Raw genomic sequence first — 21896 nt, 5'->3', positions numbered from 1 at the left:
TGCCGCGCCGCTTGCGGCATTTTGTTGAATTCAAACTGACGGGAAAAAAAATGACAGAGACAAATTCCGAAACCGGAATCGAGACCGGAAAAAGTGAAGGCACTGAACCCCCTGAAAGCCCGTCAGCGATTTATGTTCCGCACCAGGAATTCCGCACCGGCCTGCCGCACGGCCGGTTCCGCGTGATCGTGAATCCGGAGCGTGCGCAAAAATACGTCAAGCACCGCCTGTTTGTTGTCGGCATTTCCTTGCCCCTCCTGGGCATCGGTGTGGTGCTTTCCATGTACGGCTACCTCTGGGTGGGCCTGCCGATGGTCGTCGTCGGCGTGTTGATGCACAGGGTTATCAAGGCCCATGCGCCCAGGATTCTGCTGCACCTAGCGCTGAACGACGCCAAGACCTACGAGGAAGCGATGGAGTACGAGATCCTGGAAGTGCGCCGCGCTACTTGAGCAACCTGCCGTCGCGGCCGATCACGGTCACTTCAACAAACTTCGAGCCGACACGGTTCTCCGGCGAAAAGCTGACCTTGAAGCCTCCTGCGTCGTAGTTGTTCATCTTCTCCAGCTGGGTGATGATTTTCTGGCGCGTTGGATCGGCACCGCTGCGGCGCATGGCTTCAACAAGAATCTTGGCTGCAATGAAGGACTCCATGCTGGCGTAGGAGACCACCTTGTCCGGCTGGTATTTGGCCATCAGGGTCTGGAACTCGCGGGCCACCGGCGCCAGGGTGGAATAAGGGTAGGGCATGACCTGGGAAATACCGATGCCGCGGGCGTTGTCCTCCCCGGCATTTTTGAGCAGTTCCTTGAAATTCACCACCGAGATACTGAACAGGCGAGCCTTGCTGCCTTGTGCCCGCATCTTCTTGATGAAAGCGGCGGAGGCGCGGTTGACTGAAACCATGATGATGGCGTCAGGATTGGCCGGGGTGATGGCCGCGACCGCTCCATCGACTTCCTCAGGCTTGGTGCGGTCGTAGTTGCCCGTGGCCACGGCCGTCATGCCCAGTTTTTTCAGCGCGCTTTCCGCACCTGCCAGGCCGCTTTTGCCGAAGGGGTCGTCCTGGTACATCACCGCGAAGCGGCGCAGGCCAATGGTGTGCAGGTGTTCCACCATGCGGGCAGTTTCGTCGGCGTAGCTGGCCCGGATGTGGAAAATCAGGGGGTTCACCGGGTCACGCAAATCCTGGGCGCCCGTGTAAGGTGCCAGCAGGGCGATGCCCGCTTCCTCAAGCACCTTGTTCTTGTTCAGGGCCAGCACGTTGCCGGTTCCGACAAAACCGAACAGTGCCAAAGGCTTTTCCTCGGCCAGCAGCTGGCGCGTCAGGGCAAGGGTCTGCTCCGGCTTGTAGCTGTCGTCTTTCAGTGCGACGCGTATCTTGCGACCATAAATTCCGCCGTTGTCGTTGACATAGGCGAAATACGCAGCGCCGCCGGCCACGTATTCGTTACCGGTTCCGGCGATGGTGCCTGTCAGCGGCGCCACCTGACCGATCACCAGATCTTCGCGTGCCGGCGCCGCCTGCCCGGAAAGGACAACCGACAGCAGGGCGGCAAAGCTCAGGGCTTTGGCCATGAGATGAATTTTTTTGTGTTCCATCAGTCTTCCTGGTTAATTAAGATTACTTACTTGTTCTGCATTGCAGAACTATTTTCCTGATCATTGTTCAAATTGTGAAACATTAGGATACATTTTCACTAGTGGATTTCCCTTGAGTGATGAGTGCAATGACGTCTGGGTGCCACAATCGCTGGACTTTTTATTCCGCAATGCAGAACTGGTAATGTCCCAATCTCCTGTTCCCACCAGGTCGGCCCCCGGAACGGTCAGCCCCGTCCATGCCAAGGAGGATCGGCACTTTGTGACGGCATTGGCACGCGGCCTGGATGTGCTCAGTGCTTTTCGCTCGCGAGACCGGTCCTTGGGCAACACGGAACTGGCACGCCGTTGCGGCCTGCCCAAGTCAACGATTTCGCGTTTGACCTATACGCTGACCAAGCATGGCTACCTCGAGCATGCGCAGGACGCCAGCGGTCGCGCGGGGTATCGGCTGGGGAGTGCGGTACTGGCGCTGGGCAGCGCCATGCTGGCGCGCATGGACATGCGGCAGCTCGCCAGGCCGTTGATGCAGGATCTCGCCGACAGTTCGCAGGCCATGGTATCGCTGGGGATACGCGATCGCCTGAGCATGATTTATGTGGAAAACTGCCGCAGCGAATCTGCGCTCACGCTCAGCCTGGACGTAGGTTCGCGCATTCCACTGGCCAGCACTGCGATGGGGCGAGCCTACCTGTGCGGCTGTTCGGATAAGGAGCGTGAGACCCTGCTTGAGCGTATTCGGGTCCAGGACGAGGAAGCGTGGCCTAAAACCCGCGAGGTGATGGCGCTGGCGCTGGCGCATTACCGCGATCACGGCTGCTGCGCGTCTTTTGGTGATTGGCAGAAGGACGTTAACGCTATTGCTGCTGCATTCCGGCCACCGGGTAGACGCTCCGTCATGGTGGTGAGCTGCGGCGGCCCGGGGTTCAATCTTTCGCCGCATTTCCTGATGACGCAGGTGCAGCCGCAACTGGTGGCATTGGTCAGGCGGCTGCAAAACGCATCCGGCGATGCCTTATAGGCAGCGCCGGTGAGGCCGGGTCAGTAGGTCATTTTTCCGCTGCCGTCCTTGATCCCTTTCCTGCCTGCAATTTGCCAGGAGGTACGCTGATCGATCAGGCCGGCTAGGAATTCCAGTTCCTCGTCACTGTGATTGATCGCGTTGGCAGGGGTGAGACGGCGGCCGTTTTTGGGCTCCACTTCGCCCCAGAATGACTGGTGGTAACTTGACTGTGACACGGTCTTTTCCCCGTTCGACTCCATGTCAACCGTACCGTAGCAGTTGCAGAAATAGCTGCGGTTCCCCTGGTCGGCGAAGACCTCGGCATAGACGCCCGTGCCACGTATACCCGCCGTCAGCGTGGGCAGGACAATGGAGCGGCTGCTGCCCTTGCCCCAGACGCTGACCACGGCGCCCGTGAGCAGGCGCAGCAGGCTCACGGTATTGAGCGAGTTGCCGCGCTCCACTTTCATCATGGAGTTCTCACGCACCTGGAATGCCGAGTTGCCGATGACAAACATCAGGTTGGAGCCCGGACCGGTCTGGATCTGGTCGCCGGTGAGGATGGTTTCGCCGGTCTGCAGCCGATTGCCGTTGAGCAGGGCATCGCCCCTCAGCTCGACGATATTGCTTCGCTGCTGGGCCATGGCGGCCGGCAATCCCCCCATCGCTACCCAGGCGGCTGCTGCCTTGAGCGTGTCACGCCGTTGAAACCACAAAATGTCCTGTTCGGTACGGCCTTGCAGCTGGTGCTGGGTCATGAAGAATCTCCTGGGGTAGCGGGGTCGTTATTGGTGTTTTCCGGGTTATTGGCGCCATCCGGCGAGTCACCGGGTAGCGTGGCCACGAAGCTATCACGAAACGTGAAGTAAATCGAGGTGGAAAACATGGCTGCGATGAGCAAGCCCAGGGGCATCATTGCCGCGGCCGCGAATTCAGCGCTGCCTGTCAGGCCGGCAAGCACGCTCAGCACGATGACCAGGCCCATGGATACGCCGAGCCAGCCCAGCCCGAACATCAGGAAGGCCCCCGCGTTGCGAACGCAGGCGACAACGCTGAAAAAGAGGCTTTTGACCGGAGAAATGCCGTGCCAGTGAACCAGGGCGGGTGCATGCCAGAACAGCAGCAGCACGGGCAGGTACAGCAGCAGGGACACCGACATGTTCTTGGCCATGGCCAGCTGGAACTGCGGCGTCATCATCGCCTCGCGGCTCGCGTCGGCGGCAACGGGGGGGTCCACCAGCATCGGTACGATCCAGTTGATCAGCACGCAGAACGCCGTATAGATCGCACCAAGGACAAGCATCGCGCCCAAACGCTCGCGTCCCGCGCGAAAAGCGCTGAGAAGCACCGTGGGCATGGGAAATTTTCCCTTCACGGCTTCCTGTGTGGCGGCCATCAGGCCCAGCATGGCAGCGGGAACAATCATCAGTGCCAGGATCAGTCCGAAAAACGGCAGCAAGGAAAGCACCGTGACTGCGGCCAGGTACAGGAAAAACAGGCCCGACATGGCCAGGGGCTGCTGCATGAAAGTCTTGATGCCCAACCTGACCCAGGTTATGCCGGTGCTTGCGGGAACAATATTAAGTTTCATGGTCTTCAGCGGGAAATGGGGCCGGACGAGACCGGGATATTGCAGGAGGGCAGTTTGCCTGAAAGCAGCGACGCTTGGCGCAGGCCCTCAAACAGGCCTTGGCCGAAGGGTCATCAGGCCCGCGGGTGGCTTGGGCTAGAGGACGTAAGGGTGTGTGAGCCGCTCGCGCAGGACACGCTCGAAATGGCTGGGGTCGTGGGGCTTGAGCACTGCAGCTTCACGGGGCAAATGCAAGTCCCACAGCCGCGACAGCCAAAAGCGCAGGGCTCCGGCGCGCTGCATGGCAGGCAGGAGCCTGCGCTCCTGCGCCGTCAGGCGCCGCACGCTTTCGTAAGCCCTCACGAAGGCCGCCGAACGGGCTTCGTCTTGTACGCCGGTTTCCAGGTCTATACACCAATCGTTGAGGCACACACCAATGTCAAACAGGAAGGTGTCGCAGCCGGCGAAGTAAAAATCAAAAAAACCGGTGAGCCGGCCGTCTTCGAACATCACGTTGTCGCGAAAGAGGTCGGCGTGTATGGCACCGCGGGGCAGGCTGCCAAAAGCGGATGAAGCCGCAATATGGTTCTGGTAAGCCAGCTCCCCCAGGATGAGGCTGGTTTGCGCCGGCGTGATGTAAGGCAGCACGACCGGAACAGTCTCGTTCCACCAGGCCAGGCCCCGCAGGTTGGGCTGGCGCCGCGGGTATTCGAGGCCTGCCAGGTGCATGCGTGCCAGCGTTTCCCCGACACCGGCGCAGTGGCCGGATGTGGGCGCCAGCTCACTGTGGCCGCGCAGCTTGTTGACGACGGAGGCCGGTTTGTCCTTCAGGCGGTGAAGAATGTTCCCTTTGGTGTCGGCAGCCGGATCAGGCACCGGAATACCGTGCGCCGCCAGGTGCTTCATCAGGTGCAGGTAAAACGGCAGCTGCTCGAATGTCAGGCGCTCGAACAGGGTCAGCACATACTGGCCCTGGTCGGTATCCACAAAGTAGTTGGTGTTTTCGATGCCGCCTGCGGCACCTTTGATATTTTGCAGCTGCCCCAGATTCAGGGCGTTCAAGAACGCTGCAGCCTCGTCAAACGAGACTTCGGTATATACGGCCATGCCTGAAACTGGATCCTGGAGTTCTTGGAGTACGTGGAGCTGCGAAAATCAGAACTTCAGCACGTTCCAGACGCGTGAGCCGTTGGTGTCGTTGTTGGTCGACGCGGGGGCGGTGCCCCGGGCGCCTTCTGCGGGCTTGATTTCGTAAGCCGCACCGCCGACTTTGGGCTGGACCAGGATTTGCTGCGTTTCGCCGCCCACACGGAGTTCGTCGATCCGGCTGCCCGCGTCTTCAGTGCGAATGCGCTGGATTGCCTTGTCCGGCCGGCCTGCAGGCGCCGGGGCCTCCGCGGTCACGGGCGGCACTGCGTTTTGTGCAGGCGCTTGAGCCATGGCCGCAGCCAGCGGCAGCACCGCAAACGCGGCGGCAAGAAGAGGGCGGAAAGCGTGGTTCATGCCTGCATTGTAGGCTGCGGAGCCCAGCCGAGAAAGCCCGATATGTCGTAATAAGGGGGCTGCGGCTGTAGGCGGAAAGCTTCCCCACAGGCCAGCGCCGGGCGCTATCGGCGCCGCGGGCAGCGGCGGGCCGATATCCCCGACAATCGGCTTCATGAGTACCGACAAAAAAACACTGCTGCTGGTGGACGGCTCCAGCTACCTGTACCGCGCCTTTCATGCCATGCCCGACCTGCGCGCCAACCCGGGCGACCCGGCCAGTCCGGCGACCGGTGCCATACGCGGCATGGTCAACATGATGCAAAAGCTGCGCAAGGACGTGCGCGCTGACTTCGCTGCCTGCGTGTTCGATGCCAAAGGGCCGACATTTCGCGACGCGCTGTACCCTGAATACAAGGCCCAGCGCTCACCCATGCCCGACGACCTGCGTAGCCAGGTCGAACCCATCCACGAAGTAGTGCGCCTGCTGGGCTGGAAAGTGCTGGACGTCCCCGGCGTGGAGGCCGACGACGTGATCGGAACGCTCGCCTGCATGGCTTCAACTCAGGGGATCGAAGTCATCATCTCCAGCGGCGACAAGGACTTGAGCCAGCTGGTCGACGAAAACATCACCGTCATCGACACCATGAACGACCGCCGGCGCGACCTGGCCGGGGTGGAGGCTGAATTCGGCGTACCGCCGCGGCTCATGGTCGATTACCAGGCACTGGTCGGCGACGCGGTCGACAACGTGCCCGGCGTGCCCAAGGTCGGCCCCAAGACGGCCGTGAAGTGGCTTCTCGAATACGGCTCGCTCGATGCGCTGGTGGCACGCGCCGGCGAGATCAAGGGCGTGGTGGGTGAGAACCTGCGCCAGTCACTCGATTGGCTGCCCAAAGGCCGTGAGCTGCTGACCATCAAGAAGGACTGCGAACTGGACGGCTACATCCCCGGCCTGCCCGCCCTGGATGCCATCACCATCGGCGGCCAGCAGACGGAACCCCTGAAAGCCTTTTATGAAAAGTACGGCTTCAAAGGCCTGGTCAAGCAGATCGAAATCGAAAGCACACCGCCGGAATTGATTGGCGGACCTGAAGGCAGGCACAAGCCCGCACCCGCCGGCGGTCCAGGCGGCCGTTCGGATTCGCCGGGCCTGTTTGACGAAGCGCCCCTGACCGATACGCCACCGGCTGAACGTGCCAGCAACCTGAACTACGACACGGTGCTGACCTGGGAAGCGTTTGACCGCTGGCTGGCAAAGATCGAAGCGGCCGAATTGGTAGCGCTGGACACCGAAACCACCTCGCTCGACGAAATGCTGGCGGAAATCGTCGGCCTGAGTTTCAGCGTCACGCCCGGCGAGGCAGCCTACATTCCGCTCACACACGATTACCCTGATGCACCCGCCCAGCTGCCGCGCGACGATGTGCTGGCGCGCCTGAAACCCTGGCTGGAAAACCCGAGCAAAGCCAAGCTGGGCCAGCACGTCAAATATGACCGCCATGTGTTTGCCAACCACGGTGTGGAAGTGCAGGGCTATGCGCACGACACCATGCTGCAAAGCTATGTGCTGGAAGTGACCAAGCCGCACGGCCTGGCCAGCCTGGCCGAGCGGCATGTGGGCCGCAGCGGTATCAACTATGAAGACCTTTGCGGCAAGGGCGCGCACCAGATCAAGTTCAACCAGGTCGACATCGCCAAGGCCGCCGAATACTCCTGTGAAGACTCCGACCAGACGCTGGACGTGCACCGTGTGCTGTGGCCGCGGCTGGAGGCCAACGAGAAACTGCGCTTTATCTATGAGCTGGAGATGCAGAGCAGCGAAACGCTGTACCGCATTGAGCGCAACGGCGTGATGATCGATGCGCCCACGCTGGCCGCGCAGAGCCACGAGCTGGGCCAGCGCATCATTCAGCTGGAAGCCGAGGCCTATGAGATCGCCGGTCAGCCCTTCAACCTGGGCAGTCCCAAGCAGCTCGGCGAGATTTTTTTCGACAAGCTCGGCATGCCGGTCATCAAGAAAACCCCCAGTGGCGCACGCAGCACCGACGAGGAGGTGCTGGAAAAGCTGGCCGAAGACTACCCGCTACCTGCCAAGCTGCTGGAGCACCGCTCGCTGAGCAAACTCAAGGGTACCTACACCGACAAGCTCGCGCAGCTGGCGTTGCCCCGTACCGGCCGCGTGCACACGCATTACGCGCAGGCCGTCGCGGTCACGGGGCGGCTTTCCAGCAACGACCCCAACCTGCAGAACATTCCCATTCGCACGGCAGAAGGCCGGCGCGTACGTGAGGCCTTTATCGCGCCTGCAGGCAGCGTGATCGCCAGCGCTGACTATTCGCAGATCGAGCTGCGCATCATGGCGCATCTGAGCGGCGATGAAGCGCTGCTGCGCGCCTTCACCGACGGCCTGGACGTGCACCGTGCCACGGCCGCCGAGGTGTTCGGGGTGGCGGTCGACCAGGTCAGCAGCGAGCAGCGCCGCTACGCCAAGGTCATTAACTTCGGCCTGATTTACGGCATGAGCAGTTTCGGGCTGGCGCGCAACCTCGGCATCGAAACCAAGGCCGCGGCGGCCTACATCGACAAGTATTTCCAGCGCTATCCCGGCGTCAAGAACTACATGGACCAGACCGTGGCGTTTGCCCGGGAACACCACTACGTCGAAACCGTATTTGGCCGGCAGCTGTACCTGGCGGAAATCACCGGCGGCAACGGGCCACGCAAGAAGGCCGCGGAAAGGCAGGCCATCAACGCGCCCATGCAGGGCACGGCGGCCGACCTGATCAAGCTCAGCATGAACAAGGTGCAGCAGGTGCTTGACGAAGAAAAGCGCGCCACCAAAATGATCATGCAGGTGCACGACGAACTGGTGTTTGAAGTGCCGGAGGCAGAGGTCGAGTGGCTGCGTACCGAGATCCCGCGCCTGATGGCCAGCGTCGCTGAGCTGAAAGTGCCGTTGCTGGCGGAGATTGGCGTTGGGCTCAACTGGGACAAGGCACATTAAGCCGGCTCCATTTTCCCTGCGATGGGGCTGTGTGTGAGGCGGGGCTGGAAAATCCTCGTCGCTGGTGTCGTCCTGCCCTTGCTGATGGCTGGCGCCGCGGCAGGCTATGCCTGGTACCGGTTGACCCAGCCGTTTGTGCCGGCTGGCGAGACGCCAGCGCCTGCTTCGCAAACGGCATCCGCCGCGAGACTGAAGCAACTGGTCTACAAACTCTCCACCGATTTTCCGAACCGCACGTTCGATAACGGAACCCGGCTTGAAGGTGCTGCCGTTTATCTGGAGTCACAGCTTTCCGGATTGGGCCTTCAGGTGGAGAGCCAGCGCTTCAGGGCCAGAGGCAGGTCCTACCGCAACCTGGTTGTGAAGCTGGGTCCTGATACACCTGAGGTGATGGTGGTGGGCGCGCACTATGACGTGGCTGGTGAGCAGCCCGGCGCGGACGACAATGCCAGCGGCGTGGCGGGCCTCGTTGAGCTGGTGCGCTTGCTCAAGGGGCAAACTTTCCGCCAGCGGGTGGAACTGGTGATCTACACGAATGAAGAGCCTCCTTTTTTCCGCACACCTTACATGGGCAGCGCCATTCACGCCCGGTCTCTCGCAGAGTCCGGCAAGCGCGCATCCCTCATGTTGTCGCTCGAGTGCATCGGCTACTTCAGTGATGAGCCGGGAAGCCAGGACCATCCTGTGCGGCTTCTCAATGCGATCTACCCCACTACCGGAAATTTCATTTCACTGGTGGGTTTCTACCAGGACGGCGACATCGCGCGCCAGGTCAAGGCGGCGATGAAGTCGGCCTCCGACCTGCCGGTGTATTCCATCAACGCGCCGGGTTTCGTGGTGGGGGTCGATTTTTCAGACCATCTCAATTACTGGAACGAAGGCTATGTGGGAATGATGGTCACCGATACGGCTTTCTACCGGAACAAGGCCTATCACACGCCGCAGGACACCGCAGACAGGCTGGACTACCGCCGCATGGCAAAGGTCGTCGATGGTGTGCGTGCGGTGGTCATGCAGCACGCCGTAGTGGCCGGGCCGGTACGGTAGCAGTCAAGACAGCGCTGCGTTCCCGGCATGTTCACTGCGTGCCTTGTACATGTCCAGGATCACTTCTGAAAAATTGCCAAGCAGGCGTTGGGCCACCCAGTTCGCATACGCGTCGAAATCCGTGCTGATGCGATAGCTCACGCGAATGTGCAGGCGTGTACCGCCTTCTTCGGGCGTCAATGTGTAGGAGGTGTCGCGCAGATCAAAATAAGCGCCGCCCACTTTCACGTGGTCGTCCAGCGCGCCTGCGGGAAATGAATCTTCTGCGAAACGGTAGGTCCAGCGCACATGCCGCTGCGGCTCCCACTGTCGTATCACCTCGTCAAAATGAACGCCTTTGCCCCAGGTGCTTTTTCGTATGGGGCCTTCAGCCGTGTCGGTCGTGATGCCGCTAACCGGAAGCGGAACGCCTATGCGATAGGCCCAGGCATGCTGAACCTCTGCAGGCGCGATATCGCGTGCGTTGTTGATCTGCTGCCAAACTTCAGCAGAAGTTGCCTGTATGAGCACACTGCGCTCCACGCTGCCGATGCGCTCTACCTGGTTTTGTGGAAATGCCATCGCCACCAGCAGTGGCAACGCGGCGATGCTATAGACCGCTTGCCTGGGCCAATTGGTCATGCGGCAAACCAGGCCCATGACCACACCGCCGAGCATGCCGACGGCGGTGAAGAGCGGAAGGATGACGATGGCGCAAATCACCCCCTCTATCAGGATGGCCAGGCTGCCGAGCACAAACACGAAGGTTGCCAGCGCCGGTGCAAAAAGGTAATAGGAAAAGCCCCTGCGCTTGTGCCGCTCGGCCACGTACACCGTGATGGCTCCTACGGCAAATGGTGCAAACCAGACAAAACCGGCCGCCATGGCCGACAGTGCACTCCCCGGTTTTCCGGAAAACACCAGGCGCAGGACCAGCCCGCTCAGCGCTCCGGCAAGAAAAGGCGTCCAGCCTGAAAACGGCAAGCCGTCCGAAGACGCAAATCCCTCTTTCGGCGCGGGTATGCGATCGTGCGCAGCGAGATCAACTGTTGGCTTGTTTTGTTCTGCGGTCATGGGTGTATTGACAGGTTTAGTTCGATGCCTGCTTATCCGCTGGTTTGCGCGCGGTGACCATGTAGTAGCCAAAACCCGGCAGCCACATGCCCAGCAGGAAGGCCGCGTAGGAAGCCACTATATGGCCGCGGCGCAGCGGCGACAGGCGAAAGCGGGCCCGCCAGAGTTCACGCAAGGCAAAGCGGGTGGCAAACAGAGGTATCTGCAATGCGCTGGGCGCCAGCCGCAGGCTGATGTCCTGGAACCGGATGTCGGTGAAGCCCTGGCTTGCAAGCGCTGTGTGCAGCGCCTGTTTCTCGGCCAGTTCGTTGACCGCCCAGTGACGGCACCAAAGCCCATAGATGCGCTCCATGAACCCCGGCAGGGGCTTGTTGTTGCGCCGCAAGGCATCGGCGATCACCAGCGTGCCGCCAGGCCGCAGCAGGCGTGCAGCTTCCCGTACCAGTGCCCGCTTGTCGGCTCCCGGCGCGTGGCAAGCGCTTTCCAGGGCGTAAACGCCGTCGTACGCGCCTGAACGCAAGCCTGTGTCCACGTAATCGGCCAGATGAAAACGAACCTGGTTGGGTAAGGCGGCGGCCTGGTTGAGCCCGGCGCCCTGGATGATTTGCCGCGCCACCAGCGTGACGGCGTCCACGGTGCTGTGCTTGCGATTTTTCACGATCGATCTGGCCGTGGCGCCGGCACCGCAGCCAAGGTCGGCAAGCAGTACGGCGCCGGTGGACGGCAGCGCCAGCCGCTTCAGCACTTCCAGGTTCATGCGTTCGAGCATCGCTTCGCGGGCCAGAGGGTTGACCTGCCACGACCAGTAGCCGAAGTGCATGTTCATGCCGGGGCTCCAGGCACGGTAGTCATCGGCCACGGCGTTGTAGTAGGACCGGATATCCGCCAGCCTTGCTTCCTGGCCCTTGCCCTTTGGCATATCGGCGCGGCGCGCAACAGGTGTTGTGGTGAGCATTCTTCTTCTCCTTCTGTGCTGCTTCGACCCGTGAATACTTTCGACTTTTTTTAGCGTGCGTCTACAGCCGCAGGTACGGCCGGCGCGGCGCTGCCGGCAGCCGACACATGGGCGGCCAGCTCCTGCGCGGCTATCCACTGCCGGACCTGCGTCCAGACATTGCGCGCGATGATGGCGACGGTGACAAACACCCCGGCCATTACCAGCCAGAGCGATCGCCGCACCGCGTCAATGACGTCGTTCCTGTCATTGAATTCACCAAAGGTCAGCATCAGCAACAGCGTGCCGGACACCGCCAGCAGGTAGGCGCAGCGTATCCAGAACTCGGCCCCGCCGTCGGCGTCGCACAGCATGCGCAGCACCTTGTAGAGGATGGGCTTGAGGTAAGTGATCGCAACGACCGGGCCGACCAGCGCGATCAGCAGGGAGACAAAAAACAGGTTGGCACTCATGATGATTTCCTTTCGTTTGCTCGGATGGTTGGGTGAGTGGTGATGGAACGGCTTAGCGTGAGCAGCTTTCGGCGTCGCAGCGCGCCAGGACCGAGCGCTCGGCCGCGCGCCGCACCGCGCCTTCAAACAGCAGGCGCACAAAGCCGCGCGGGATGCGGTGGCGGTTGCGTGCCAGCACCGGGTAGCCCCATTCGGCCAGCGGGCGCAGCACGGGCATGCGCATGGCAGAGCTGACCCAGCCCAGGCCGACGGCTTCGTAAGCCAGCCGGAACACCTCGACGCCCTTGAGCACGCGGCCGTCCGCAGTGCGTGCATGGATGAGGTCCAGCAGGTCTTGCATCGTGGCGCCGGCGGGCACGTCGGTGAAGTCGGGGGCCGAGACATCGGCAAAGCGCAGATGCCCTTGGGTGTCACGCAGCATGAGGTTGCTCATTTCTGCATTGCAGAGCGGGCAGGCGGATTCGTAGAACAGGGTCAGCGGATAAATCGTGGGATCCAGCCCGGCCTTGAAGCTGTCGTAACGGGTGTTGCCCAGGTCGGGAACACTGCAGGTGGTTATGCGGGCGCCTGTCATATTTCTCTCCTTTAGAAATTTCAGTACAAACAGAAATCAATAGTCAAAAAAAGGGCCAAAGCTGGCCGGGTTTTTCAATCAAAAAGTAGGCGGCAAAAGTTCAGAAGGATCCATGAGTTTCGCGTCGCTGTCGCCCCGCACGAATTTCTGCACGCTGGCGCCCATGCGCAGCACTTTCTCCAGCGTGGTGGGTGACAGCCGCAGCATCTCGTCGGCCCACAAGCCCAGGGATTCCATCAGGCGCAGCGTTTCCCGTACCCGGTCCTGGGCATCGGCGGACTCGGCCTCAAAGCCGTCTTCCTTCACCAGCTCGCGCAGCATGCGCACGGTCGGGTCGAACTCGCGCTCCTTGCGCTCGCGCACCACGGTGCGAAAGAGTTCCCAGACGTCGAGCGAGGTTTCGTAATAGTCGCGCCTGTCGCCCAATACATGGGTGGCACGGATCAGGTTCCAGTTGAGCAGTTCCTTGAGGCTGGTGCTGACATTGGAGCGCGCTACCTCCAGCGTATCGGCGATGTCTTCGGCATGCAGCGGGCGGCCGTGGAAGAAAAGCAGGGCGTGGATTTGTGAAACGGTGCGGTTCACGCCCCAGGCTGTGCCCATTTCTCCCCAGTGGACGACGAATTTGCGGGCGACGGGGCTGAGTTCCATAGCCCTGAATATACGCTGTCTGAAATTTCTGTCAAGACAGAAATAAAAGATTCCGAAAAGAAACAACAGCAAAGGCCCAAGCCCGAAAATACGGCGTATGACAGACATCAAGACCTACGGCATGTCCGAGCGGGCCGACCATCTCGACTTCGACATCCGGTCCCAGCTGGTGCGGCCGCCGCTGGTGCGCCCGCACCGGCATGAGTATTTCCAGGTCCAGATCAGCCTGCAGGGCGACACCGAACAGAACGTGGCCGGCACGGTACGGCCTTTCCGGCGTGGCTATCTGAGTTTTATCCTGCCTTACCGTGTGCATGTGATCCCGCATCCCGAGGGTTCGCGCTACGTCATCATCAATATGTCGCAGCAGTTCCTGCGCCCCGGCCTCGATGTGGATCCGCTGGACCTGGAAGACGTGCCCTTGAGCCGCGCGCCTGAACTCGCGCCCTTCCTGTTCCAGGAATACGCTGACTTCTATTTTTCCGAAGATGAGTTTCCGGAGATCGAAGTACTGCTGGAAAAACTCGCGTTGGAAAACGCGCATCGCCGTTTCGGCTCCATCGAGATGATCCGCGGCCTGATGCTGCAGCTGATAGGTTTGGTCTGCCGCAAGTACGAAGCCGACCTGCTGCGTTTTTCGGCCAGCCAGGCGCAGCAGGGCAGTCGGCGTGCCAGCCTGCAGCGCGCGGTGCGCTACATCCGCGAGCACCTGGCCGGCGAGGTCACGCTGGCCGACGCGGCAGCGGCCGCTTTCCTCTCGCCCAACTACCTTGCGCATCTGCTGAAGAAAGAAACCGGCAAGACTTTCACCGACCTGGTGACCGAACGGCGCCTGGAGTTTGCGCAGGAACAACTGGCGCACAGCAGCCAGCGCATCGCCAGCATCGCCCATGCCTCGGGCTTTGCCGATGAGGCCTACTTCGCGCGGCGCTTCAGGCAGCGTTTTGGCCAGACGCCCAAGGCTTTTCGCGACTCTGTACGCGCCAAAATTTCCGGTTCAACCTGAAGCCGTTGCTGCTGCAGCGCAGCAGCGTTGCATTGAATCGTCCGGTTAATGCGTAATTGCGTCTGCCTGCGCCGGGCGTGTTCGCCATAAGCTCGACAGTTGGAGAAAAACACGGACAACAAGCTCCAGCTTCACCCGGCTTTTTATCAATCCCAGGAGACACACATGACAACACCAGACATGAGCAAACGCGGAATTCTGCAAACAGGCGCCCTGATGGCGACAGGCGCCGTCGTCGGCTGCGCCACGCCGGGCACGGCGGCAAATGCGCCGGCCACGCCTTTCACGGTGGCTGAGACCTACATCCCCATCGCGGGCAGCGCCGAAATGTTTCCGGTGCGCCGCATTTACTGCATAGGTCGCAACTACGCAGCACATGCAATCGAGATGGGTTCGGATCCGAGCCGTGAACCGCCGTTCTTCTTCCAGAAGCCGACGGACGCCATTCAGGTGGTGCCGCCCGGCAAGGTTGCAGACCACCCGTACCCCACACTGACCAAAAACTACCACTACGAAGTCGAACTCGTGGCGGCGCTGGCCAAAGGTGGGCGCAACATCCCGATGAGCGAGGCGCTGGATCGTGTTTACGGTTACGCGCTGGGCCTGGACATGACGCGCCGCGACCTGCAGCGCGGCATGGGCGACCAGAAAAAGCCCTGGGAAATCGGCAAGAGCTTTGACATGTCGGCTCCCATCGGTCCCATCCACAAGGTTGCGCAGACCGGCCACTACACCAAGGGCGCAATCTGGCTCAAGGTCAACGGCCAGGTCAAGCAGCAGGCCACGCTGAACCACATGATCTGGTCGGTGGCCGAGCAGATCTCCAAACTGTCCGAAGCGTTTGAGCTCTTTCCCGGCGACATCATTTACTCGGGCACGCCTGAAAACGTCGGCCCGGTGGTCAAGGGCGACGTCATCGAATGCCATATTGACGGTTTGCCAGAGTTGAGCGTCAAGATCGTTTGAGTTTGGGTGCGGGGCGGGGCGGGGCGGGGCGGTGGGCAAGGGAAAACACCAGCGTCATTGCCTTGCGGTGGCAAGAACTTCCGGGGCCGCATAGACTCCGACTGTTTGCCTTTTGAGAACCTCCCACAATCTACTGAGGAACCGCCATGCTTGAACACGACCAGAAGAAAGACTTCGACGCCCTGCTGCCCGGGCGGTCCACCGAAGCCGGCGCCAGTCGCCGCACCGCGCTCAAAACGGCCCTGGGGGTCGGGTACGCGGCCACCGCCATGCCCATCATGGCGCAGACAGCCATCAAAACTTCTTCAGAAGGCCTGAAGACCGGCGAAACCACCTATGAAGTCAATGGCTTCAAGGTGCCCGCTTTCTTTGCGGCGCCCGCCGGCAAGACCAACCTGCCGGTGGTGCTGGTGATCCAGGAAATTTTTGGCGTGCACGAATACATCGCCGACACGGCCCGGCGCTTTGCCAAAGCCGGCTATCTGGCGATTGCCCCAGAGCTCTATGCGCGCCAGGGTGACCCGAGCAAATACAACGAAATGGCCAAGCTCATGGCCGAAGTGGTGTCCAAGGTGCCTGACGAACAGGTCATGGCCGACCTGGACGGCGCCGTGAAGTGGGCAGCCGCTAACGGTGGCAATGCGAAAAAGGTGGGCATCACCGGTTTTTGCTGGGGCGGCCGCATCACCTGGCTGTATGCCGAGCAAAGCAAGAACGTGAAGGCCGGTGTGGCCTGGTATGGCCGCCTGGTCGGCCAGCCATCAGCGCTGACGCCCAAGCACCCGCTGGACCTGGCCGCCAACCTCAAGGCGCCGGTGCTGGGCCTGTACGGCGGGCAAGACGGCGGCATCCCGCTGACCACCGTCAACCAGATGAAAGACGCACTGACTGAAGCCGGCGCCAAGGGCAACAAGGCGGCAGCCGCCTCTGAGTTTGTGGTCTACCCGCAAGCGCCCCACGCCTTCCATGCCGACTATCGCCCGAGCTACCGCAAGGATGCGGCAGATGACGGATTCAAGCGTGCCCTGGAATGGTTTAAATCCCACGGCGTGGGTTAAAGCACCCCCGTCCAGGCTCACTGCGTGTAGCCTGTTCCCCCAAAAGTGATGCACCCCTGTCCAAGCTCACTACATGTAGCTTGTTCCCCCCTCGAGGGGGCGGCGCCAGCGGCCCGGCAAAGCCGGTTCCGCGGCCCCTGCTGGTGAAATACCCCACACTGATTGCGCCCTGAACTCTTCAAGCCAGCATGAGGCGCGGGACTGGCTTTGCCAGACCGCAGGCGGGCGGCCCCCGAGGGGCTGGAGCCCGCGGCTCCAAGCCTGCCTGCGCAGGCTTGGACGGGCGACAGAGGCGAAGCGTCTCGCGAGCCGCGGCCTGCAAGGCCTCGGGAGCTACACGCAGTGAGCGACCGTGGGGGCTAACCACTTGACAGGCTTGATAAGATTGAAACAACCCCGGCCGCAGGCATTGGATGCCGCGCCCGGGGTTTGTCGTCTGTGGTGTAACCTCTGCGGATAATTTTGAGTGATTTCGGGCCTTAGCCCAATAAATACGAGCGCAAGCAGCTATGACTTTGATAGCAATCCTGGTGGGGACCCTGGCTGCAGGCATTGGCAGCGTGTGGCTGGCGGCTCTGCTCAGCTTTGGTGTGCTGGCCCGCTACACCCAGCACATGCTCAGCCTGGCGGCCGGCGCGCTATTGGCCACGGCCTTCATGCATTTGCTGCCCGAGGCTTTTGAAAGCCAGGCCGGGGCCAAGGAACTGTTTGCCACCTTGCTGGTCGGGCTGGTGTTCTTTTTCCTGCTCGACAAGGCCGAACTCTGGCATCACGGCCATGAGCACCATGGCGGCGAGCACCATGGCCCCGAGGCTGCGGCGCATGCACACCATGACCATACGGAGCACGTCCATGCCGCGCACAGCCACCACGGCCACCACGGCCATACGCATGGCGAAGCCAAAAGCGGCAGCTGGGCTGTGCTGGCCGGCGACAGCGTGCACGCTTTCGGCGACGGCATCCTGATTGCGTCGGCCTTCATGGCCGATTTGCGGCTGGGCGTGGTCGCCGCGCTGGCGGTGCTGGTGCATGAGGTGCCTCACCACATGGGCGACCTGGTGGTCCTGCGCCAGACCTCCAACAACCGCCGCGCCGCCTTCATCAAGGTGTCGCTGGCCGGTGCCGTCACCGCGCTGGGCGGCGTGGTCGGCTATGCGCTGGTTGACCAGCTATATGACTACCTGCCGTTTTTCCTGATCATGGCGTCCAGCAGTTTTATCTATGTCGCGCTGGCCGACCTGATTCCCCAGTTGCAAAAACGCGTCACCGCCCGGGAAACCATGGCGCAAATTGCCTGGCTGGGTATCGGCATCGGGCTGGTCACGCTGATCAGCGGGATGGCGCACCACCACTGAGCGGCAAGGCGCAGCTGCGGTTGCGGCTGCTGTCAGACGGCGCCTGACAAGTACAAGGCCTGGCGACCTATAGGCGGGTTTCGGGCGGAGCGGGAAGATAAGGGCAAGCATCCTTTTGATGCTCCGTTGCGTTGTGCAAACACTGTGCAAAAGGCAGGCCCGCCATGAACTTCCATTCAGACTCCACCACGGTTTCCAGCGCCTTCCGCCCGTCGGCCTACGATGTCAGCGGCGAGTTGGCTCAAGACGCGCCGCCGCGCAAGCCGCGGAGTTTTCACCGCCCGCGCGCAGCCGCGTACATCGCTTTTTTCATCACCGTTTTCGCCAGCATGGCCGCCGCCGCTGCGCTGGCAATCCATGACATGCCTTTGATGGTGGTGGGTCTGTGATGGGCGGAACGCGCAAGCGGCCAGGCAATGAAGAGCCCGAACCGACGTTGGAAGCGGACCTGCCGTCCGACGGCCGGGACGAAAAAGGTGAAGCGATGATCCGCGACTTGCCCAGACGGGTGGAGCCGCCGCAGTCTCTGCAGTCGCCTGGCAGGGGCCCAACGGCGCCGGAAAAGGGAAGCAGGAAGTAGCCATGGCCACCAACCCGAACGTTCCGCCACCCGAGCCCCTGCCGCCCCTGGACACCCCGCCGGACCCGGGCGAAGTACAGACCACTCCCATGCCAATGACGCTGAAATAGGCGAAAACAGCTCCGCAAGAGATGTTGACGGGTCTGGGCGGTGGTTGCCCCGCCTGGAGCTTGCAAGGGCCATCAAGCCTGGATATGGTCGGAGGATTTTCATCCCCGGGGAGACACCATGGCCGACGTAATGAATGTCCGCTGCTGCATCGCCGGCGGCGGCCCGGCCGGCATGATGCTGGGCCTTTTGCTGGCACGCGCCGGGGTGCAGGTGCTTGTGCTGGAAAAGCACGCCGATTTCCTGCGTGACTTTCGCGGCGACACCGTGCATCCATCCACTCTCGAAGTGATTCACGAACTGGGCCTGCTGGAGAAGTTCCTGGCGCGCCCGCACGATGAAGTGAGTGAGTTGCGCGCCGTGGTCGGCAACACCGAACTCGTGCTGGCCAGCTTCAGGCATTTGCGCCTGCGCTGCAAATTCATCGCGATGATGCCCCAATGGGAGTTTCTGGATTTTGTGCGCGATGAGGCGGAGCTGTATCCCGGTTTTCGCCTGATCCAGAACGCCGGAGTGACCGGCGTGATCCAGCAAGATGGCGTGGTGACGGGCGTGGAGGTCGCCACACCCGAGGGCGCCCTGCAGGTGATGGCGGACCTCGTGATCGGGGCCGATGGCAGGCGGTCCACGGTGCGCAGTTCGGCCGGGCTGGTCGTGCGCGATCTGGGCGCGCCTATCGATGTGCTGTGGATGCGCCTGCCCAAGATGCCGGGCGATCCTTCCACGACGGGCGGGCGCATTACCAACGGCATTTTCCTGGCCATGATTGACCGCCGTACTTATTGGCAGTGCGCCTATGTGATTCCCAAGGGCGGCATCGAGGCTGTTCGCTCAGAGGGGCTGGAGGCTTTCCGCACAGACGTGGTGAAGGTGGCGCCGCTCTTTGCCGACCGTATCGCCACCCTGGCCAGTTGGGACGACATCAAGCTGCTGAGTGTCACGGTCGACCGGCTGGAGCACTGGTACAAGCCCGGCCTGCTGTGCATCGGCGACGCTGCACATGCCATGTCGCCTGTGGGCGGCGTGGGCATCAACCTGGCGGTACAGGATGCCGTGGCGGCGGCCAACATTCTGGCTGCTCCCCTCGCAAGTCCGCAGGTGGACCGGGCCGCGCTGACGCCCTTGCTGGCGCAGGTACAAAAACGCCGGTTGTTTCCCACACGCGTCACGCAGGCGGTGCAGGTCGCCATCCAGAACCGCCTGCTCAGCCCGGTACTGGCGGCGCGGGGGCGCGACGGCCCGCCCATGGCGCTGCCCTGGCCGCTGAAGCTGATGCGGCGCTGGCCCTTGCTGCAGGCGCTGCCGGCCTATGCGGTCGGCGTGGGCGTGCGGCCTGAGCACGTGCGCTCGCCTGTCCAGCTGGTGACTGCCGATACCGGCTGAATGGTCGTAGTTGCTATTGATTTGATAGCTGTTTGCGCTTGTTCAATAAGGCTGGAAGGCCATTTTTTCTTGAGTCCTTGAAGATTTTCGGGGGGCGGTCCTGAGCTGCATCCGCCTTCTTTTCCAGCGGGAGGACTTGAACACTGGCGTCCGCAGGAAGGGCAAAAAGACAAAAAAAGAGGGTTTGTAGGCTTGTTCCTACGCAATCCACAGGCATTGCCTACATTCCCCGGCCGCAACGATGCCTACAGTGAATAAGGCAGGCACAGGTGCGTAGCAGGTGTGCAAGCGCCGCAAACCACCCCCCAATCCCACTCAACAGTCTGCACCTCGCTGCTGCTTTCTGCCGCAAGCAAAGGTGACCTTCAAGGAGACCGTCATGAAAACCGCCGCAGAGACACTTCACTCCCACAGGCCCGAACCCAGCCCTTCGAAAGGACGCCTGGGTGACCGGCCGGACAACGGCTCGCGGAGCAGTCGCGGTGCCGGCCCTTCGTCGGGGTCACGCCTGGACAATCCGCACAAGCGCACCCGCCTGTCCGGCCACGCGCGCGCCTGCTGATGCAGGCGCCTCTGTGTGCGCATCAGGCGAAAAACGCTTACAGCCCTGTGGGACACCGTCTCATGGGGTAAGCCCGATGTAGCGGGCTAAATTGAATTCCGGCTGACGTTCAGCCACTCACCGTTCAGCCATTTCATCTTCAAAAAAGGAAACCGACATGCACGCATCCAAATTCAAACCTGCTGCCCTTACCGCCGTTGCCCTGGCCGCTTTGCTGGCACTGGGAGCCTGTGGCAAAAAGGTGGAAGACACCGGCGCGTCGCCTTCGACACCTGCCGCTTCACCCTCGACCACACCTTCGCCGTCGACCACGCCATCCCCAACAGGCAGCAGCTCTTCGATGGGTACGTCCACAACCGGTAGCACCCCAATGGGAACCAGCACGTCTCCGATGACAGGTGACGCAGCGACGCCTGGTACGGCAGCCAGCGCTCCGGCCAAGTAATCGGACCTGAAAATCCGGCATTGACCGGCACTTTTTGAGCGGGTCCTGCGCGGCCGCCTCAACAAGAAGAAAAACCTGCATGCCGGAAAGCATGCAGGTTTTTGTGTTTCTGGCGGCGCCGCGAAGCGGGGCGGCCTCAGCCCTGTGCGACCGGATGCGCTGGGTCGCTGCACCAGTCGCTCCAGCTGCCGGCGTAGAGCCCGCTTCTTCCGAGGCCGGCCAACTCCATGGCAATGATGTTGGGAACGGCGCTGACGCCGCTGCCGCAATGGTGTACCACGGTGGCCGGGTCGCGGCCGGCCAGCAAGGTTTCAAACTCGGCCTTGAGCTGGACTGCCGGCTTGAACTTTCCGTCGGGCCCCAGGTTCTGGCCGAAGGGGCGGTTCAATGCGCCGGGGATGTGGCCGGCCACCGGATCCAGCGGCTCCACCTCGCCCTTGAAGCGTGGCGTGGCGCGTGCATCAACCAGTGTTTGTGCCGGGCGGCCCAACTGGCTCGCCACGGTCTGGGCCGATACCAATGTGGCTTTTTCCGGCGCCAGGAGGAAGCTGGCCTGGAAATGCGCAGGTTCTTCGCCGCTGTTGACGGCGCCGCTGGCGGCCTGCCATGCTTGCAGCCCACCGTCGAGCACCGCCACGTTTTCATGACCGGCCCATTTGAGCATCCACCACAGGCGCCCGCAGTAGTTGGCGCCGTTGCGGTCATACACCACCGCCTGCATGTTGTTGGCAAAGCCGACGCTGGAAAGCCAGGTGGCGAACTTCTCGCGGTTGGGCAGTGGGTGGCGTCCGCCCGACGCGGGTGTATCAGCGCCGCTGGCCGTGATCACGCCATGGGCGCCCGCCACGCCGTGCTTGGCACTCAATGCGGTGTCCAGGTTGGCATACACGGCGCCGGGAAGGTGCGAGGCGAGGTACTGCTCCTGGCCGGCGTTGGGCTTCATCAGGTCGAAGGTGCAGTCGAAGATACGCAGGGGCTTGGCCGATGCGATCAGGGCTTGCAGTTGTTCGGCGGAAATCAGGGTGGTGTAGCTCATG

The 21896-nt window shown here is 61.9% G+C and carries 23 protein-coding genes; 11 read left to right on the top strand and 12 right to left on the bottom strand.

Features of this window, described 5'->3' with window-relative positions:
- The first annotated feature begins 50 nt into the window (after positions 1 to 50).
- Positions 51 to 452, top strand: a complete 402-nt coding sequence (locus AC1DWQ_RS01225; protein ID WP_477668014.1) for a hypothetical protein — start codon at positions 51 to 53, stop codon at positions 450 to 452.
- On the opposite strand, the gene AC1DWQ_RS01220 is transcribed toward AC1DWQ_RS01225, so the two are convergent.
- Positions 445 to 1602, bottom strand: a complete 1158-nt coding sequence (locus tag AC1DWQ_RS01220; RefSeq protein WP_477668013.1) for an ABC transporter substrate-binding protein — start codon at positions 1600 to 1602, stop codon at positions 445 to 447. The genes AC1DWQ_RS01225 and AC1DWQ_RS01220 overlap by 8 nt on opposite strands.
- 184 nt (positions 1603 to 1786) lie before the next feature.
- Between AC1DWQ_RS01220 and AC1DWQ_RS01215 the strand changes: the two genes are divergently transcribed.
- Entirely contained in the window at positions 1787 to 2623 is an 837-nt protein-coding gene (locus AC1DWQ_RS01215) for an IclR family transcriptional regulator (RefSeq protein ID WP_477668012.1), read from the top strand.
- 20 nt (positions 2624 to 2643) lie between these two features.
- Here the strand turns inward: AC1DWQ_RS01215 and AC1DWQ_RS01210 are convergent, their stop codons facing one another.
- The 4 genes from AC1DWQ_RS01210 to AC1DWQ_RS01195 all read right to left on the bottom strand — a co-directional run bounded on the left by AC1DWQ_RS01210 (position 2644) and on the right by AC1DWQ_RS01195 (position 5678).
- On the bottom strand, positions 2644 to 3363 hold the full coding sequence (locus AC1DWQ_RS01210; protein WP_477668011.1) for a FecR family protein: 720 nt from the start codon (positions 3361 to 3363) through the stop codon (positions 2644 to 2646).
- Positions 3360 to 4196 (bottom strand): BPSS1780 family membrane protein, encoded by an 837-nt coding sequence (locus AC1DWQ_RS01205; protein ID WP_477668010.1) that lies wholly within the window; start codon positions 4194 to 4196, stop codon positions 3360 to 3362. The genes AC1DWQ_RS01210 and AC1DWQ_RS01205 overlap by 4 nt, the downstream gene beginning before the upstream one ends.
- A gap of 135 nt (positions 4197 to 4331) precedes the next feature.
- Positions 4332 to 5282, bottom strand: coding sequence for a homoserine kinase (locus AC1DWQ_RS01200; protein WP_477668009.1), 951 nt, complete (start codon positions 5280 to 5282; stop codon positions 4332 to 4334).
- A gap of 48 nt (positions 5283 to 5330) precedes the next feature.
- The gene (locus AC1DWQ_RS01195; protein WP_457279994.1) at positions 5331 to 5678 is read right to left on the bottom strand and encodes a hypothetical protein; all 348 of its coding nucleotides are present in this window, start codon (positions 5676 to 5678) and stop codon (positions 5331 to 5333) included.
- 154 nt (positions 5679 to 5832) lie between these two features.
- Here AC1DWQ_RS01195 and polA point away from each other — a divergent pair, with 154 nt between their 5' ends.
- Both polA and AC1DWQ_RS01185 read left to right on the top strand, forming a co-directional pair.
- Complete coding sequence (gene polA, locus AC1DWQ_RS01190) at positions 5833 to 8664, top strand: DNA polymerase I (protein WP_477668008.1); 2832 nt, start codon at positions 5833 to 5835, stop codon at positions 8662 to 8664.
- A 21-nt stretch (positions 8665 to 8685) separates the two neighbouring features.
- Positions 8686 to 9711 (top strand): M28 family peptidase, encoded by a 1026-nt coding sequence (locus AC1DWQ_RS01185; protein ID WP_477668007.1) that lies wholly within the window; start codon positions 8686 to 8688, stop codon positions 9709 to 9711.
- A 3-nt stretch (positions 9712 to 9714) separates the two neighbouring features.
- On the opposite strand, the gene AC1DWQ_RS01180 is transcribed toward AC1DWQ_RS01185, so the two are convergent.
- From AC1DWQ_RS01180 to AC1DWQ_RS01160, 5 genes are all read right to left on the bottom strand, one after another.
- A complete protein-coding gene (locus tag AC1DWQ_RS01180; RefSeq protein WP_477668006.1) occupies positions 9715 to 10764 on the bottom strand; it encodes an SRPBCC family protein in 1050 nt (349 codons plus the stop codon).
- Between the two features lie 16 nt (positions 10765 to 10780).
- On the bottom strand, positions 10781 to 11719 hold the full coding sequence (locus AC1DWQ_RS01175; RefSeq protein ID WP_477668005.1) for an SAM-dependent methyltransferase: 939 nt from the start codon (positions 11717 to 11719) through the stop codon (positions 10781 to 10783).
- Positions 11720 to 11769: 50 nt separating this feature from the next.
- Positions 11770 to 12171 (bottom strand): hypothetical protein, encoded by a 402-nt coding sequence (locus AC1DWQ_RS01170; RefSeq protein ID WP_477668004.1) that lies wholly within the window; start codon positions 12169 to 12171, stop codon positions 11770 to 11772.
- A 52-nt stretch (positions 12172 to 12223) separates the two neighbouring features.
- On the bottom strand, positions 12224 to 12745 hold the full coding sequence (locus AC1DWQ_RS01165) for a thiol-disulfide oxidoreductase DCC family protein (protein WP_477668003.1): 522 nt from the start codon (positions 12743 to 12745) through the stop codon (positions 12224 to 12226).
- A gap of 78 nt (positions 12746 to 12823) precedes the next feature.
- Positions 12824 to 13396 carry a GbsR/MarR family transcriptional regulator gene (locus tag AC1DWQ_RS01160; protein ID WP_457280000.1) on the bottom strand — a complete coding sequence of 191 codons (573 nt, stop codon included), beginning with the start codon at positions 13394 to 13396 and terminating at the stop codon, positions 12824 to 12826.
- Between the two features lie 97 nt (positions 13397 to 13493).
- Between AC1DWQ_RS01160 and AC1DWQ_RS01155 the strand changes: the two genes are divergently transcribed.
- From AC1DWQ_RS01155 to AC1DWQ_RS01125, 7 genes are all read left to right on the top strand, one after another.
- On the top strand, positions 13494 to 14402 hold the full coding sequence (locus tag AC1DWQ_RS01155; protein ID WP_477668002.1) for a helix-turn-helix transcriptional regulator: 909 nt from the start codon (positions 13494 to 13496) through the stop codon (positions 14400 to 14402).
- A 165-nt stretch (positions 14403 to 14567) separates the two neighbouring features.
- Complete coding sequence (locus AC1DWQ_RS01150; RefSeq protein ID WP_477668001.1) at positions 14568 to 15368, top strand: fumarylacetoacetate hydrolase family protein; 801 nt, start codon at positions 14568 to 14570, stop codon at positions 15366 to 15368.
- Positions 15369 to 15514: 146 nt separating this feature from the next.
- Entirely contained in the window at positions 15515 to 16426 is a 912-nt protein-coding gene (locus AC1DWQ_RS01145; RefSeq protein WP_477668000.1) for a dienelactone hydrolase family protein, read from the top strand.
- A 509-nt stretch (positions 16427 to 16935) separates the two neighbouring features.
- The gene (locus AC1DWQ_RS01140) at positions 16936 to 17781 is read left to right on the top strand and encodes a ZIP family metal transporter (RefSeq protein WP_477667999.1); all 846 of its coding nucleotides are present in this window, start codon (positions 16936 to 16938) and stop codon (positions 17779 to 17781) included.
- 164 nt (positions 17782 to 17945) lie between these two features.
- On the top strand, positions 17946 to 18170 hold the full coding sequence (locus AC1DWQ_RS01135; protein ID WP_477667998.1) for a hypothetical protein: 225 nt from the start codon (positions 17946 to 17948) through the stop codon (positions 18168 to 18170).
- Between the two features lie 419 nt (positions 18171 to 18589).
- Positions 18590 to 19852 carry an FAD-dependent oxidoreductase gene (locus AC1DWQ_RS01130; protein WP_477667997.1) on the top strand — a complete coding sequence of 421 codons (1263 nt, stop codon included), beginning with the start codon at positions 18590 to 18592 and terminating at the stop codon, positions 19850 to 19852.
- A 379-nt stretch (positions 19853 to 20231) separates the two neighbouring features.
- A complete protein-coding gene (locus AC1DWQ_RS01125) occupies positions 20232 to 20414 on the top strand; it encodes a hypothetical protein (protein WP_477667996.1) in 183 nt (60 codons plus the stop codon).
- Positions 20415 to 20531: 117 nt separating this feature from the next.
- On the opposite strand, the gene AC1DWQ_RS01120 is transcribed toward AC1DWQ_RS01125, so the two are convergent.
- The gene (locus tag AC1DWQ_RS01120) at positions 20532 to 20798 is read right to left on the bottom strand and encodes a hypothetical protein (protein WP_477667995.1); all 267 of its coding nucleotides are present in this window, start codon (positions 20796 to 20798) and stop codon (positions 20532 to 20534) included.
- 197 nt (positions 20799 to 20995) lie between these two features.
- Positions 20996 to 21895: a sulfurtransferase gene (locus AC1DWQ_RS01115; protein WP_477667994.1), complete on the bottom strand. Its 900-nt coding sequence runs from the start codon at positions 21893 to 21895 to the stop codon at positions 20996 to 20998.
- Position 21896 lies beyond the last annotated feature (1 nt).

The sequence above is a fragment of the Polaromonas sp. P2_G11 genome (genome assembly GCF_056403595.1).
The sequence above is the reverse complement of the archived record's forward strand: the minus strand, read 5'-3'. Positions and strand labels throughout refer to the sequence as shown.

Coding starts and splice junctions, on each gene's coding strand:
- AC1DWQ_RS01225 (WP_477668014.1), top strand. CDS start 51: ATGACAGAGACAAATTCCGAAACCGGAATCGAGACCGGAAAAAGTGAA.
- AC1DWQ_RS01220 (WP_477668013.1), bottom strand. CDS start 1,602: ATGGAACACAAAAAAATTCATCTCATGGCCAAAGCCCTGAGCTTTGCC.
- AC1DWQ_RS01215 (WP_477668012.1), top strand. CDS start 1,787: ATGTCCCAATCTCCTGTTCCCACCAGGTCGGCCCCCGGAACGGTCAGC.
- AC1DWQ_RS01210 (WP_477668011.1), bottom strand. CDS start 3,363: ATGACCCAGCACCAGCTGCAAGGCCGTACCGAACAGGACATTTTGTGG.
- AC1DWQ_RS01205 (WP_477668010.1), bottom strand. CDS start 4,196: ATGAAACTTAATATTGTTCCCGCAAGCACCGGCATAACCTGGGTCAGG.
- AC1DWQ_RS01200 (WP_477668009.1), bottom strand. CDS start 5,282: ATGGCCGTATATACCGAAGTCTCGTTTGACGAGGCTGCAGCGTTCTTG.
- AC1DWQ_RS01195 (WP_457279994.1), bottom strand. CDS start 5,678: ATGAACCACGCTTTCCGCCCTCTTCTTGCCGCCGCGTTTGCGGTGCTG.
- polA (WP_477668008.1), top strand. CDS start 5,833: ATGAGTACCGACAAAAAAACACTGCTGCTGGTGGACGGCTCCAGCTAC.
- AC1DWQ_RS01185 (WP_477668007.1), top strand. CDS start 8,686: ATGGGGCTGTGTGTGAGGCGGGGCTGGAAAATCCTCGTCGCTGGTGTC.
- AC1DWQ_RS01180 (WP_477668006.1), bottom strand. CDS start 10,764: ATGACCGCAGAACAAAACAAGCCAACAGTTGATCTCGCTGCGCACGAT.
- AC1DWQ_RS01175 (WP_477668005.1), bottom strand. CDS start 11,719: ATGCTCACCACAACACCTGTTGCGCGCCGCGCCGATATGCCAAAGGGC.
- AC1DWQ_RS01170 (WP_477668004.1), bottom strand. CDS start 12,171: ATGAGTGCCAACCTGTTTTTTGTCTCCCTGCTGATCGCGCTGGTCGGC.
- AC1DWQ_RS01165 (WP_477668003.1), bottom strand. CDS start 12,745: ATGACAGGCGCCCGCATAACCACCTGCAGTGTTCCCGACCTGGGCAAC.
- AC1DWQ_RS01160 (WP_457280000.1), bottom strand. CDS start 13,396: ATGGAACTCAGCCCCGTCGCCCGCAAATTCGTCGTCCACTGGGGAGAA.
- AC1DWQ_RS01155 (WP_477668002.1), top strand. CDS start 13,494: ATGACAGACATCAAGACCTACGGCATGTCCGAGCGGGCCGACCATCTC.
- AC1DWQ_RS01150 (WP_477668001.1), top strand. CDS start 14,568: ATGACAACACCAGACATGAGCAAACGCGGAATTCTGCAAACAGGCGCC.
- AC1DWQ_RS01145 (WP_477668000.1), top strand. CDS start 15,515: ATGCTTGAACACGACCAGAAGAAAGACTTCGACGCCCTGCTGCCCGGG.
- AC1DWQ_RS01140 (WP_477667999.1), top strand. CDS start 16,936: ATGACTTTGATAGCAATCCTGGTGGGGACCCTGGCTGCAGGCATTGGC.
- AC1DWQ_RS01135 (WP_477667998.1), top strand. CDS start 17,946: ATGAACTTCCATTCAGACTCCACCACGGTTTCCAGCGCCTTCCGCCCG.
- AC1DWQ_RS01130 (WP_477667997.1), top strand. CDS start 18,590: ATGGCCGACGTAATGAATGTCCGCTGCTGCATCGCCGGCGGCGGCCCG.
- AC1DWQ_RS01125 (WP_477667996.1), top strand. CDS start 20,232: ATGAAAACCGCCGCAGAGACACTTCACTCCCACAGGCCCGAACCCAGC.
- AC1DWQ_RS01115 (WP_477667994.1), bottom strand. CDS start 21,895: ATGAGCTACACCACCCTGATTTCCGCCGAACAACTGCAAGCCCTGATC.